We start from the raw sequence: 15057 nt of genomic DNA, 5'->3' as shown, positions 1-15057 counted from the left end.
CCAAGGATGGGGAGGGTGCAGGGAGGGGCCCGTGCGGCCTTCGCAACTCCGAGCTGGGGCCCCGCCCGCATGAAGTTCATTTATGAATGAAAAAAAGACTCTTGTTACAGAGTCTTTTCGTTCATTACCAAATTGACAATGGAAAATTATTCTGGGGGTGTAAAATCATTGCGCGAGGGGTATAAATTTAAATTACGAAAAAATATGGGATTACTTTTTTAGGAGATTTACTATGAAGCGCATGGGTGAAGTCTTGAAGGCTGCCGCTTACGGTTTGGTTTTTGCTATACCTGCTTTTGCCTCGACGGTCAACGTTGACGTGACCGAAGAACACCAGGTTATCCGCGGGTTTGGCGGCATGGTGCATAACCAGTGGCAGGGCGGTGGAGGCCTTTCCGAAGCCGATGCGAAGATTGCTTTTGGTACGGGCGATGGCACAATCGGCCTCAACACGCTCCGTATTCCGGTTTACGCCAATTCCAATGACTTCAACAAGGAAGTTCAGGCCGCAAAGTATGCCAAAAAGTACGCCGGCGATGACTTTATCCTTTATGCGACTCCGTGGACATCGCCGTACGCAGGGGCGAACCAGCACATGGCTTCTTCGAATTACCAGAAGTATGTGGACCACCTGAATAGCTTTAACGACTACATGAAGAATCAGGGCGTACCCCTGTACGCTATCTCCATCAGTAACGAACCGGACTGGTGCCATGAATGGGCTTGCTGGAGTGCCGACGAAATCTACAACTTCACCAAGGGTTACGCAGACAAAATGCGCAAGAACGGGGTCAAGGTGATTTCGACGGAATCGTTCCGTTATGACAAGAACCTCTACAACAAGGTCTTGAACGATGCCAATGCCCTCAAGAACTGGGACATTCTCGGCGCGCATTTTTACGCGAGTGACCGAAGGACTGGGGACAACTTCTTCCAGTACAGCCTTGCTGACCAAAAAAAAGTCGAACGCTGGATGACGGAACACTATACCGAAAGCCAGGGAAGCGGTAACTACTGGCGCACGATTACGAATACGGGTGACCAGGCGAACGCCAACAAGCGCGATACCGTGAACGCCATGGACGTGGCTTACGAAATCCACCGCGCCATGGTCGTAGGCAATTTCAATCAGTACACCTGGTGGTACATCCGTCGCTGCTATGGCCTGATTATGGAAAAGGACTTTGGCAACAAGCTCCAGATTCCGAGCAACGAAATCGGCAAGATTTCTAAGCGCGGTTACGTGATGAGCCAGTTTGCGCGCTTTGTCCGCCCGGGTGCTGTCCGCGTGGGCGCTACAGCAAACCCCGAAAAGGAAGTCTTTGCAAGTGCATACAAGAGCAAAGATGGCGATAGCGTTATCGTGGTGCTCGTGAACCGCGACTACAAGAATAGCAAGACTGTGACCGTCAATGTGAAGGGTGCCGATGTGGAATCCTTCCACGTGTACACGACGAGCCAGGCAAAGAATGCAAAATATGAAGGCGAAGTTGAAGTGAAGAACGGCTCCGTGACTATCACCATGGATGCGGGAAGCTCGGAATTCAAGGACTGCATTGTGACACTCGTGGGCAGTGGCACTCCGGCAGATCCTGTACCTCGCGAACCGTTTGGTGGCAAGGTTGTGGAGCTCCCGGGCAAGGTTGAAGCCGAGAACTTCGACATTCCGGGTACCGGCAAGGAAAACAAGACCTATTACGAAACCGATTCCGATGACCATGGCGAAACCAACTACCGTGAAGGCACTGGCGTTGACATTTACAAGAAGGCTACTGGCTATATCGTGGGCTACAACCAGGAAGGCGAATGGCTTGAATACACTGTAAACGTGAAGGAAGCGGGCGATTACACGTTCTTTGCGGCTGTCGCATCGGCCAATGCAACTTCGAGCTTCCAGATGTCCCTGGACGGCAAGGAACTCACGGACGTGATTTCTGTGCCTAAGAACGATGGCGAAGAAAATTACGATGATTACAACAAGGTGAGCGCAAACGTGACGCTCCCGGCCGGTCAGCATATTCTCCGCTTTACCGTGGTCGGCTCCTGGATGGATGTGGACTACTTCACGTTTGTGAAGGGCAAGGATGCTAAGGACCCCGAACCTATCGGCGGTGAAACGGGAGATTCTTCAATTGCCATCAAGTATTCGAAGCCTCACATGGTCACTGTCGCTGAAACGTTTGGCGTCTATGACGTGAATGGCATGTTCGTGGGCAAGTTCAATGCCGTGTCTGCCGATGTCCTGCACATGACCCAAAATGTGGTGCGTCGAGGTGGTGTCTACATCGTAAAGTCGCTGAAGGGCGGCAAGGCTTACCGCATCTCGGTGGTTAAATAATTTCATATTCCTAAAGCGGGAGCCGAGCGATTGGCTCTCGTTTTTTTTTGTGGACAAAATGCTGCTTTTGAGCGAATTTCGCAAATCATTGACAAAACGTCCATATTATATGGAGCCCTGCTGTGCTACAAAACGGCTTTTTTAGGGTAGATTCTTTATAGAAATTTTGGATTAAGGGATATAAAAATGAGCGTGGAAAGAGAATTGAAAAAAATCCTGGCCTATGCAGGTGTTGCTGCAGGGCTTTCTATGTTTGCGGTGGGGGCGAATGCGGCTCCGAACCCGAACTTCCATATTTACATTGCTTACGGGCAGTCCAACATGGCGGGCAACGGCGATATCGTACCGTCCGAGGACCAGGCGAATCCGCCCAAGAACTTTATCATGCTTGCTTCGCACAATGCAAATGCAAGCCAACGCAGCGGCAAGACGAATCAGTCTATCAAGACGGGCGAATGGTACCCGGCAATTCCTCCGATGTTCCATCCGTTCGAAAACCTCTCCCCGGCGGACTACTTTGGCCGCGCTATGGCCGATTCCTTGCCGGGCGTGACCGTGGGCATTATCCCGGTTGCCATCGGTGCTGTGAGCATCCGCGCCTTTGACAAGGACCAGTACGAAGCTTATTTCAGGGGCGATGGCAAGGACATCATGAACTGGGGCTGGCCCAAGGATTACGACAACAACCCTCCGGGACGCATTCTGGAACTTGCCAAGAAGGCAAAGGAAGTGGGCGTCATCAAGGGCTTCATCTTCCACCAGGGCGAAAGTGACGGTACCGATGCCAACTGGCGCAAGACCGTTTACAAGACCTACAAGGACGTGATTGATGCGCTTGGCTTGGACGAAAACGAAGTGCCGTTTGTGGCGGGCGAACTCCTCCAGGAAGGCCAGAACTGCTGCTCTAGCAAAAACGGCGGCATTGCCCAGCTTAAGCAAAATTTCAAGAAGTTCGGACTTGCCTCTTCCAAGGGCTTGCAGGGTAACGGCAAGGATCCGTACCACTTTGGCCGTGCGGGCGTGATTGAACTTGGCAAGCGCTACTGCTCCGAAATGCTCAAGCTTATCGACAAGACGATTGATCCGGATGCTCCGCCGGTAAACCTTGTGGACCCGAGCCAGTCTACGGTTCCGGATGAACCGCCCGAGGAATATGGCCCGTACACGGACCCGATTGAAATCCCTGGCAAGGTCGAAGCTGAAAACTACAACAAGGGCGGCGCCGACAAGGCCTATTACGATTTGAGCAAGGGCAACGAAGGCGGTAAGCTCCGCAAGAACGATGTCGATATTTACCAGCCGAACATGGGCATTGTCGTCGGTCACTGCCAAAAGTCTGAATGGCTCAAGTACACCGTAAATGTCAAGGCCGATGGCGACTACGCAATTACGGCGAACGTAGCCGGTGACAATGCGACCGGTAGCATTGTGCTCTACATGGATGACAAGCGCATTGGCGATGAAATGGTGAACGAAGGCAAGGGCTTTGACACGTTCTCTATCGTCGATGGTGGCAAGGTTTCCCTGAAGGCTGGCGAACACGAACTGAAGATTGAAATTGCAAACGACTGGATTGATATTGACTATATCGAATTCAAGGAAATCAGCGCTCAGCCGCCCATTGGAATTAAGAATATCCGCTTTGGTATGACTGAGGCCGAAAGCAACTTTAGCGTGTTCGACATGCAGGGGGTAAAGCTCGGCTCGTTTACCGCAAAGGGAATGGACGAAGCAATGAATCTAGTGAGGGAAAACGCAAAGCTCCGCAAGCAGGCAAAGGGCGTGTTCTTTGTCCGCAAGAACGGGGAAAAATCTCTAACCAAAAAGGTGGTGATACATGAATAAAAACGAGTTGGTAGTAGTAAAGCAAATCGCTTTCTTCTTTGTCGTCGCTGTTGCTCTTGGCATCATGTACGGCTAATAAAATGAGAGAATAATACACGGGAAAAATTAGTGTGACTCCTATAGGGCCTCGGCAACCGCCGGGGCTCTTTTCGTATGGAGTCGGAGATCGCGGCGCGTTATCAAGAATGCGCAATGGTCCGCATTTATAAAAAGTAATCGGTGGTTTGAATGCCTGTTGGTGTGTGAAAAAAAATGAAATTTTTAGAAAATGGTGAAATTTACGTGAAAAAGGTATTGAAAATACGTGGCTTTCACGTAATATTTAAACGTTGTCTGTAGTTTTGAATGTGGAAAAGCTGGTTTTGGGGTGTTTTTTTTTGATAAAGACGGTAGAAAAGGTTGTTTTCGATGTGTTTTTAATGGAAAATGTCTGAAATATGCTTCTTTTATACCAAAAATTACGTGATTAGTTTGAGAGATTTCAATTTATTCACGTAAAAAACGAGTGTTTTTCAAAATTTCAGTAGTTGACAACTATACAAAATAAAAGAATCGCTCCGGTTTTATCCGGAGCGATTTGAGGTTAGGATGAATTATGAAATCAAATTCATTATGGCATTGTGAAGGACTTCAGGAACGGCCAGCCGACCTTGCCATTGCCCTGTTCGTGACCGCCACCCTGCTTGGTGCAGAGCACGACCTTCGTGCCGTCCTTGCAGTTGGAGTACTCGTCGCAACCGTCGGAGTTCTTGGACGGAGAGCCGGTGCAGCCGTTCTTTTCGGCCCAGAATTTGAAGTTGCCTTCGGCGCCCAGGAAGTTCAAGCCGTCGTTGAATCCGCTATCGCCACCTTGGTAACGGCAGACGTTGTCGTTTGTGCCGCGGAACATGATGATGGAAATCGGGCGAACCGGATTGCAGGTGGCGCTGTTGGTCTTGTTCAAGTCCATAGCTGCCGGAGCAACTGCGGCGTAAATGTCGGACATGTAGCATGCCACGTGGTTACTCATGCCGCCGCCCATCGAGAAACCGGTTGCGTAAACGCGCTTGGTATCGATGCAGACCTTTTCTTCGACAGCCTTGATCATTTCACGAGAGAACTTCACGTCGTCATCGTTCGAGCAGCACGGGCCCACGTTCCAGCCGGCACCCATCATGGACTTTCCGCCAGTGCCATCCGGATAGAGCGAGATGACGCCTTCGGGGTCTGTCTGGGACTTGTAAGTGGTGCCGCTGAGCTGACCCTGGCCGCTACCTCCAATTGGGTGGTAGTCGACAACGAGCGGTACCGGCTTGTCGCCCTTGTAGGCGCTCGGAACGTGCATGATGAACGTGCGATTCTTGCCGTCAACATTTACGGACATCTTGTGGTCGCCAGCCTGGTAAGTCTTGCCGGCGCAGTTGATAATAATTTCTTCGGCCTTGCTGCTAGATGAGGCTTCTTCGCTGCTGCTGGACTCAACCTTGGCGGAAGAACTGGATTCGGCCTTTTGGCTAGAGCTGGAGACCGGATTGATGTTGCTGCCTCGTTGCATTGTAATCTTGACGCCAGTTTCAATTTCGGCCTTGGCCTGGTAGGTGGTGGTCTGGTAGCCTTCCAAGGCGAACTGCAAGACCGGCAGCGGGTCGCCTTCCTTCATGAGCGTTACAGTCTTGCCAATCTGGTAGGTGTTGCGGTTTCCGTCGGCGTTGATGCGGAGGAACTTGGCGCCTCTGGCACTCGTCTTGTTTAAGTCAATGCTGAGGGAACCGTTGACATTGTGCTGCGTCTTGGAATATGCAACCTTGCCGAGTGCGTCCATGACGGACACCGTAATGGTCTGTGCCTTGACGCCCGAAATGGTAATGACGTTGTAGTTGTATTGAACTTTTGCCGTCTTTACAAACGCGTTGTGCAGGGAAGCCTCTGCGTTTGTAATGGTGAACGTGCCGTCTTCTGCAGACTTTGCTTCAAGTCCTGCATAGTTGAACGACGAAATCGTTACGCCGGCAAGTGCACGGCCAGAGCCCGAATTGACTGATCCACTGATACTCCAGCCAAAAGAAAGCGTGCTCAGTGCTGCAAGCGATCCTGCGAATGCCATGGATTTAAACATGGTCATAGCTACTCCTTTTTATAGTTAATCATTCCAAACTCTATTCATCCACCGAGTCCAACCAAATCCCCCACGATATTCGCTAGACCTGAACAAAATATAAATGGAAGTTCTTGGGGTGTTGTGAATTGGTGTTGTGAAAATTTATAAAGCGTTGTGAAAATTGCGAAAAGGAATTTTTACAAAGCAACGTGGCTTAGGGGGTTGTAATGGGGCAAAAAGAGGTTGCGCTATTGACAAAAAATCCATAAAAAGGACTTGGTTTTAAGGTTAGAAAGTGTGTAAATGGGATAAATTATGATTGTTAATCTTATCTAGCCTTGGTTGGAAAGGAGTTGTTATGGGATTGTTTAGTAAGATGGCGAAGTCGGCTGTGGTTTTGGCTGCTTTTGCTGTAGTGAATAGTGCAGCCGTTAAGGTCAATAACCCGATCATGTATGTCGATAGCCCGGACCCTTCCATTGTCCGTGTTGACGATGCTTATTACATGGTCACGACGACCATGCACTTTGCGCCTGGCGTGCCTGTTTTCAAGAGCACGGATTTGGCGCAGTGGCGCACTGTGGGTTATGCCTACCAGACGCTTGCCAACAATGACCAGCAGAATTTGAATGGCGGCAAGGATGCCTACGGTAAGGGCTCCTGGGCATCGAGCATCCGTTACCACAAGGGATTCTTCTACGTGCTGACCCCGTCCTACACGACGGGCAAGACGCATTTGTACAAAACCGCCGACGTGGAAAGCGGCCAGTGGAGTGAAGTGCAACTCCCGTTCTACCACGACCCTTCTCTGTTCTTCGATGACGATGGCACCGTGTGGGTGTTCTACGGCAGTGGTGACCAGATTAGCTACGTGCAGTTGAACGACGACGCAAGCGGTGTAAAGGCCGGCGGCAAGAGCGGCAAGATTGGCGGCGTGAGCATCAACCAGGTGACCGGCACCAGCAACTACTACGTGCAGCAGGAAGGCTCGCACATGGAAAAGGTGAATGGCGAATACTACCTGTTTACGATTTCCTGGCCGGCTGGCAAGAGCCGTAGCGAAATCGTTTACCGTTCCAAGAGCCTGCTCTCCGGATTTAGCGGAAGGTATTTCCTCTCTGATAACGGTGTTGCGCAGGGTGGCATCTTTGACACTCCCGATGGCAAGTGGTATGCACTTTTGTTCCGCGATTCCGGCCCGGTTGGCCGTATGTCGCACCTGGTGCCGATGGAATGGAAGGACGGTTGGCCAGTGCCTACGAGCGGCTCCAAGGCACCTTCAACAATCGACTTGCCGGAATCTCCGCTCCCGGGCTACGGCATGGTCACGAGTGACGATTTTGAATCTGGCGAACTTGCTCTCGAATGGCAATTCAACCACAATCCCGATAACAAGAACTGGTCTTTGACGGCAAATCCGGGATTTTTCCGCATTACCACGGGCCGCACGGATAGCCGTGTCGTGAATGCAAAGAACACTTTGACACAGCGTTCCTTTGGCCCTAAGAGTTCTGGCCGTACCCTTGTTGACGGCAAGGGCATGAAGGATGGAGACATGGCGGGCCTCGTTGCTTTGCAGGATGACAAGGGCTTTGTCGCGCTTGCAAAAGATGGCGGTAACTACAAGGTTGTGATGTACAGCGGAAACAAGGATGGCGAAAGACTTGTAACAAGTGAAAATCTTTCGGACTCCAAGGTTTACCTGCGAATTGATTTTGACTTGCCGATTGACCGCGGTACCGCATACTTCTATTACAGTACCGATGGTAGCTCTTGGAAAAAGATTGGCAACGATGTGAAGCTCAATTATGACCTCCACATGTTCGTAGGCGTGCGCTGGGGCCTCTTCAACTTTGCGACCAAGCAGGCGGGCGGCTATGCTGACTTCGACTGGTTCAAGGTCGGTACCGATGTGAACGATGAAATTTATCTCGACGGCGCTGGTTCTGAACCTGTTCCGCAGACTCCGTTCTGTGCCGCTGGCGAAAACTGCCCCGCAATTGCGCTCCCGGGCAAGATCGAAGCCGAAGACTTCGACGTGCCGGGCAAGGGCAAAGATGGTTCCTCTTACTATGATGGCGATTCCGAAAACCACGGCGACTCTGACTACCGCAAGGGTACCGGCGTTGACCTTTACAAGAAGGCAACTGGCGTCATTGTGGGCTACAACAGCGAAGGCGACTGGCTCGAATATACTGTGAACGTAAAGGAAGCTGGAGATTACACCATGTTTGCGGCTGTCGCAGCAGCGGGCAACACCTCGAGCTTCAAGCTCTCCTTGGATGGCAAGGACATCACCGAAGAAATTGCGGTGCCGGCGGCAAGTTCCGGCGAAGAAAATTATGACGATTATAACAAGGTAAAAGCAAACGTAAAACTCCCGGAAGGCGAACATGTACTCCGCTTCACGGTTGTTGGCTCTTGGCTTGATATCGACTACTTCACGTTCGTGAAGGGTGCGGATGCTACGGATCCGGAACCTATCGAGCCTATCGGTATTGCAAATGCTGTCCGCTACGGCATACAGGGCGTACAGTCTTATAGTGTCTATGGCTTGAACGGTAAGTTTGTCGGCCGCATCGATGCCATGAACAGCGTTGATGTCCGTACAAAGGTGAACAGCCTCGTGAGGGAAAGCGGCGTGTACATCGTCAAGTCCCTCACCTCAGGCACCACCCTCCGCCTCTCCGTAACAAAGTAATCTATATAGTTTATTCATAGTTCCTCAAACACCCCCGAGACCAGGAAGCGGATGTCGGAAGCGAAGCTTACGGACATCCATTTCCTGGTCGTTCTGGTGTTCTGTAAACACCCCCAAGGGCTGGAAGCGCATATTGAAAACGAAGTTTTCAAATATGCATTTCCAGCCCGTTTTGGTTGTTCTGCAAACACTCCCCATTACATTCCCAGAACAACCAAGAGGCTAGAATTACATCTCGGAAAGCTTGCTTTCCTGTGGGTATATCCAAGCCGTTTTTGGTTGTTCTCTAAACACCCTTCTTTACCACCCCCATTACACATTCCAGAACAACCAAGAGGCCTGCACACGCGGAAATACGCAAGTATTTTTAAGCGTGTATATCCTGACCGTTTTTGGTTGTTCTTAAAACACCCCTATTACACATTTTATCCCCTCAACCCATTGTCAAAAGAGCAATGGAAAATAATAATCTGCATGCGATAAGTTACGCTTCCAAATGTATTTTGTCTTTAGGTGAAATGGATATCTCTAAGGGATAAGGTATGTTTGGTAAAATCTTCAAAAAAGTTCATGGATTGCTTTCGCTTGCTGTTCTAGCAAGCCTTGCGACCTTTTCTTTTGCAGACAACATTAACGTGAACGGCACGAACCGTACCATGAATGTGTATGCGCCGAAAAATATCGAAAAGGGCCGCCCGCTCATCATCCAGATGCACGGTATGAATCAGGATGCCCCGTATCAGCAGAACGCCGCCAAGTGGGAGCCGATTGCCGATACCGCACGATTTGTGGTCGTGTTCCCGAACGGCCAAAACAAGGCCTGGGACATCGGTGGCGACAAGGACATCAATTTCCTCAAGGCGATTATCAATGAAATGTACAACAAGTACGGCATTGATAAAAATCGCGTGTACGTTTCGGGATTCTCGATGGGCGGCATGATGAGCTACCATGCGGCAAACAAGATGGGCGACATGATTGCGGCCATAGCGCCTGTTTCTGGTGGCGGCGGGGTGAACTCGCCCAAGCGCGCGATGCCGATTATGCATACACATGGCACTTCCGATGACGTGGTGAATTACAACAGCACCGTGAATACCCTCAAGGGCTGGGTCTCTGCGCAAAAATGCTCTTCGAGTTCCAAGGTTATAAAGCCTTATCCGGCGAGCAAGCCGGGTTCTGCCGCTTCTCTCGAAGTCTGGAGCGGGTGCAAGGATAACGTCGAAGTCCGTTTGCTCACGATTGCTGGCAAGGGTCACTGGTATTCCATGGACGAGGCTGTCAGTGTCAATACGAGTGTTGAAATTTGGAATTTTGTCAAGAATTATTCGCTGGATGGCTCCTCGCTTCCGCCGCCAATTCAGGTGCCGACTGACCGCGATAGCATTTTCAACGGTGGCTTCGATTCGACAGATGTCGCCTGGACTTTGCAGACTCACGGCAGCGCCACTGCAACAGGTGACGTGAAAAATGGCAAGTACAATTTCAACATCACCGCCGTTGGCGACCAGAATTATCAGGTGCAGCTTATCCAGCATGACTTGCGTCTCGAAAAAGGCCAGTGGTACGAAGTGAGCTTTGAAGCAAGCGCTGGCGCTTCCCGTACGCTCGAAGTGAATGTGGAACAGCATACAGATCCGTGGGCAAGCTACCTCACTGAAAAGGCAAATTTTGATCTCGGCACGGAATCCAAGAAGTATTCCTTCCAGTTCCAGATGACCGCGGCAACGGACAAGGATTCTCGTTTGAGCTTTAATGCGGGCGCCTCGACAGGCACGCTTACGCTCGACAACGTCACGCTCAAGAAAATTGCGGAACCCGATCCGGGAACAATCGCGATTGCGTCATTTCTCCGCTTCAAAACGTCAAACGGCAAGTTTGGTGTCTATAACCTTGTGGGCAAACGCCTCGGGTTTGTCGAAATCATCGAAAACGATGTGCCGAACATGCAAAAAACGATGAAAAATGCTGGCTTTGGCAAGGGCGTTTACATCTTGCGCGATAAAACGCGTTCGTTCATGTTGCCCGTTGACCGTTAAAAAATACTCTCTCTCACCAAGAGCGCTCCCTGGCTTCGGGGACGCTCTTTTTTTATAAAGAGTTGACGACTGATTTCACATCATCGATAAAATATTGTAGCGATGAGTATTTGAATACGGGCAACTTGCTAAAATCGCTATTTTCTAGTGATGCTGTAAACTTTTTGAGGTATTCGGTAAAGTTGGTGAAGATTGTCATCAAGTTTTTGTTGAGTTCAACCCATTCCTTTTTATCGATGGTACATTGACATTCAATATCTATTTGCTGAATGACTACCGCTTTGGTAAAATCGATGCCGGGCAATCCTTTCTTTTCGTCTGTGTGTCTGCTTGAAGTTTTGAATATGAATGCGTATGGGTGTTTGATATTTGTTCGAAATGGAATGGCGAATAATGTTCCATTACATTCGATTATGAAAGATAGGTAAGGTCTGCCTGCTTTATTTGTAAGTATTTCCTTGTGGTCTTTATGTCGTTCAAAGAAAGATTGCTTAAGAAAGACGGCTTGAGCCAGTTTCATTTTTTTCCTTAAAATAAAAAAGGCCGTATTTCATATATAACGAAATACGGCTCATCTTAGACCTTTCTTTTTTATCTTAGGTGGGCTGGTCTGCCACCCTGTCATTGGTTGACCTTTCTTTTTTATCTTAGGTGGATTGGTCTGCCACCCTGTCATCTACAAATAATATACAAAAAATCTGCGGGAAAGTCAATATGCTGGCTTTGCTATCCATCTTCTTATCCATCGTGGATAAAATGTCAAAGGAACATTTGTAATTCCTTTAATTTTTTTGTTTTTTAGGGGGTATTTTTAGTTTGGGGATGATTAATACTTAGGATACAGGAGTGCTTATGTTTGGTTTGAACAAGAAAAATGGTCGCAAGTTTGGAGTGCTAGCTTCTTTGGCTTTAGCGGGATTGGCATCGCAGGCTTTTGCTAGTGCCGACACTTTGGTGCTTACGCCGCCGCTGGGTTGGAACAGCTGGAACGTTTTCCACGAAAACATCAACGAAAAGCAGATTCAGGAAATTGCCGACGCGATGGTCGAATCCGGTTTGAGAGACGCGGGCTATGTGTTCCTTAATCTGGACGATAACTGGATGGATACCAAGCGCGATGCCCAGGGCAACCTCCAGAACAACCCGAAGACTTTCCCGAGTGGCATGAAGGCCATCGCTGATTACGTGCATAAGAAGGGCCTGAAGTTCGGCCTTTACGGCGACCGTGGCAAACGCACCTGCCACCATTACAATAGCAACTGGCAAAGCGAAAGTGGTTCCAACGGCCACGAAGTTCAGGACGCCAAGAAGCTCGCTGAATGGGGCGTGGATTACTGGAAGTACGATAACTGCGACTCGGATCCGAGAACGCAGGAAAAAGATTACACTGCAATGTCCAACGCTCTCCGCAATTCCGGACGCGACATCGTGTTCAGCATTTGCATGTGGGAATACAAGGACTGGATGCCGAAAATTGCTAACCTCTGGCGCACCACTTTCGACATTGGTCCCGAATGGATTTCGACTTCGTGGTACCGCGGCGTCTACGAAATTATTGATGCGAACAACAAGTATTGGCAGATTGCAAAGCCCGGTCACTGGAATGACCCGGACATGCTCGAAGTAGGTAACAGAGGCCTCTCTTACGAGGAACAGCGCTCCCAGATGACGATGTGGTCCATCATGGCTGCTCCCATCATGATCAGTTCCGATGTGCGCAACATGAGCAACGAGACTAAGGAACTCTACCTGAACAAGGACATGATTGCCATTAACCAGGACTCCTTGGGCGTTCAGGGCCACCGCATTTCTGACAAGAATGGCAAGCAGGTTTGGACCAAGCCTTTGAAAAATGGCGATATCGCCGTGGCGCTTCTCAACAATAACAATTCTACCCAGACCGTCGAATGCAACTTTAAAGACATTGGCGTAGAAGGCGAAGTAGAAGTCCGCGATGCCTGGAAAAAGAAGGATTTGGGACCGGTCTCTAGTGTTTCTATTGAACTCCCGGCTCATGGTTCTGCACTGCTCCGCTTGGTTTTAAAGCCGGTTCCGCGCGAACCGTTCAAGGGCAAGCCTCTTGACATTCCGGGTAAGATCGAAGTGGAAGATTTCGATGTGAACGGCGTGGGTCAGGGCAACACCACTTACAACGAAAGCGATACAGAAAACCACGGCGATTCCGATTACCGCCCGGGTACTGGCGTGGACCTTTACAAGAAGGCTACCGGTGTCATTGTTGGCTACAACCAGGCAGGCGAATGGCTTGAATACACAGTGAAGGTGGCTTCGACGGGAACTTATGCCATGAATGCTTCTGTGGCTTCTGCCAACAGTACTTCTAGCTTCAAACTCTCCATGGATGGCAAGGATATTACTGAAGAAATTGCGGTACCTGCTGCAAGCGAAGGCGAAGACAACTACGATGAATACAACATAGTTAAGGCTGACGTGAAGCTGACCGAAGGCGAACACATCCTCCGCTTTACGGTAACCGGCGACTGGATGGACATTGACTGGATTAAGTTCTGCGAAGAAACTTGCGATGAAAAGGTTGGGCTTGCAAAAACTCGTCTCACGTCGTTTGAATCCGAGAATTCCTACAACGTGTTCAGCGCTACAGGTAAGCATCTTGGCCGCGTGGACTTGAATGGCGCTAGCATGCCGCAGGCGCTCAAGAACGCTGGGTATGCACGTGGCACGTACATGGTGCGCTCCGTCAAGGGTAACCAAATCCAGCGTGTGAACGTTCGCTAAATAGCGCTTTGCGTTGTCTCCTCGGCCTTTGCGCCGGGGCGGCATTGAGATTTCTCCTCACAAACACATTCAAAATGCCTCGCGCTTCCGCGAGGCATTTTGTGTAATTCCTAACTCTAAAAAAGAATATTCCACCCTCCCATAGCTATGGATAAACCGTCCACAATATCTCGCCTTAAAACATGAAAAAAACGCATTTTCGAGAATAATTTTAAAGTGTTGTTAGGGCAAACTATGTTTGGTTTTTAAACGTGAGGTTAGGTATGAGCTTCAAAACAATTGGTCATCTTGCCGCAGTTTCTGCACTCTTCCTGGGTGTTACTGTTGCTACCGCCGCTGATCAGGCTACTTTCTATGTCGCTCCCAATGGCAGCGATTCCAACAAGGGTACCGAAGAGGCCCCGTTCAAGACGATTACGCAGGCCCAGAAGGCTGTGCGTGCCATCAACGGCACCATGACGGGCGATATCTCCGTCATTCTTCGTGGCGGAACCTATCAGCTTTCGTCTACGGTCAATTTTACTGAGGCTGATGGCGGTAAGGATGGTTTCTACGTCCGCTATAAAGCCTATCCGAACGAAACTCCGCTTATTACGGGCGGTATCCCGATGTCTGGCTGGACGATTCACGATGAAAAGAACAACATCTGGAAGGTCGAAGGTGTCGATGCCCGTTTCCGCCAGATGTACGTGAACGGCAAAAAGGCAATTCGCGCGCGTATGCCGAACTTGCTCGATAACGGCGACCATAACTTCTTCCGCTTGAACAAAGTGGACTCTGCAGGCTCTGCATTCCTCCTCAACAGCAGCGATGTCAAGTCTACGGACTGGAAGAATCCGAAGAAGGTCGAAATCCATTTGATGATTGCGTGGGCCGAAAGCATCTTGCGTCTTGACAAGATTTCTCAGCAGGGCAATACCTTCAAGTTTGAACCGCAGGATCCTGAAAGAAGCAAGCTTTTCCGCCGCAAATACCCGATGCTTGGCACTGCTTTCATGAGCAATCCGCCGAAGCAGCAGGTTTACTACCTTGAAAATGCTTACGAATTTATCGACCAGCCGGGCGAATGGTACTTGGACGAATCGACCGGTACGCTTTATTACAAGGCCCGCGCAGGCGAAAACATGGCGACCGCAAATGTTGTCGTTCCGCGCGTCAATACGCTCTTCAGCATTCTCGGTAAGGATACTAAGAACAAAGTTGGTTACATGTCTTTTGAAGGCATAACCTTTGCAAACTCCAATTTCTTGCGTCCGAGCGAAGAAGGCTTCCTGGATTTGCAGGCAAGTATGTTCAACAT

General features: G+C 49.8%; 8 protein-coding genes. 6 read left to right on the top strand and 2 right to left on the bottom strand.

Features of this window, described 5'->3' with window-relative positions; all coding sequences use genetic code 11:
- Window positions 1-232 precede the first annotated feature (232 nt).
- Window positions 233-2338: a carbohydrate-binding protein gene (locus tag B3A20_RS01035; protein WP_290760917.1), complete on the top strand. Its 2106-nt coding sequence runs from the start codon at window positions 233-235 to the stop codon at window positions 2336-2338.
- A gap of 204 nt (window positions 2339-2542) precedes the next feature.
- Entirely contained in the window at window positions 2543-4183 is a 1641-nt protein-coding gene (locus B3A20_RS01030) for a sialate O-acetylesterase (protein WP_290760916.1), read from the top strand.
- Window positions 4184-4793: 610 nt separating this feature from the next.
- On the opposite strand, the gene B3A20_RS01025 is transcribed toward B3A20_RS01030, so the two are convergent.
- On the bottom strand, window positions 4794-6284 hold the full coding sequence (locus B3A20_RS01025; RefSeq protein WP_290760915.1) for a PHB depolymerase family esterase: 1491 nt from the start codon (window positions 6282-6284) through the stop codon (window positions 4794-4796).
- A gap of 334 nt (window positions 6285-6618) precedes the next feature.
- On the opposite strand from B3A20_RS01025, the gene B3A20_RS01020 reads away from it, so the two are divergent.
- Both B3A20_RS01020 and B3A20_RS01015 read left to right on the top strand, forming a co-directional pair.
- Window positions 6619-8961 (top strand): family 43 glycosylhydrolase, encoded by a 2343-nt coding sequence (locus B3A20_RS01020; RefSeq protein ID WP_290760914.1) that lies wholly within the window; start codon window positions 6619-6621, stop codon window positions 8959-8961.
- A 542-nt stretch (window positions 8962-9503) separates the two neighbouring features.
- On the top strand, window positions 9504-11000 hold the full coding sequence (locus B3A20_RS01015; protein ID WP_290760913.1) for a carbohydrate binding domain-containing protein: 1497 nt from the start codon (window positions 9504-9506) through the stop codon (window positions 10998-11000).
- A gap of 52 nt (window positions 11001-11052) precedes the next feature.
- Here the strand turns inward: B3A20_RS01015 and tenpIN are convergent, their stop codons facing one another.
- Window positions 11053-11520: a type III toxin-antitoxin system TenpIN family toxin gene (tenpIN, locus tag B3A20_RS01010; RefSeq protein WP_290760912.1), complete on the bottom strand. Its 468-nt coding sequence runs from the start codon at window positions 11518-11520 to the stop codon at window positions 11053-11055.
- A gap of 332 nt (window positions 11521-11852) precedes the next feature.
- Here tenpIN and B3A20_RS01005 point away from each other — a divergent pair, with 332 nt between their 5' ends.
- Together B3A20_RS01005 and B3A20_RS01000 are read left to right on the top strand one after the other, a co-directional pair.
- Window positions 11853-13757 (top strand): carbohydrate-binding protein, encoded by a 1905-nt coding sequence (locus B3A20_RS01005; RefSeq protein ID WP_290760910.1) that lies wholly within the window; start codon window positions 11853-11855, stop codon window positions 13755-13757.
- Between the two features lie 263 nt (window positions 13758-14020).
- Window positions 14021-15057: right-handed parallel beta-helix repeat-containing protein (locus B3A20_RS01000; RefSeq protein WP_290760908.1), on the top strand; the 1037-nt coding region annotated here is incomplete at its 3' end.

Source organism: Fibrobacter sp. UBA4297 (assembly GCF_002394865.1).
Lineage (GTDB): Bacteria > Fibrobacterota > Fibrobacteria > Fibrobacterales > Fibrobacteraceae > Fibrobacter.
Note: the sequence above shows the minus strand (reverse complement) of the source record. Positions and strands in the feature narration are given on the sequence as shown.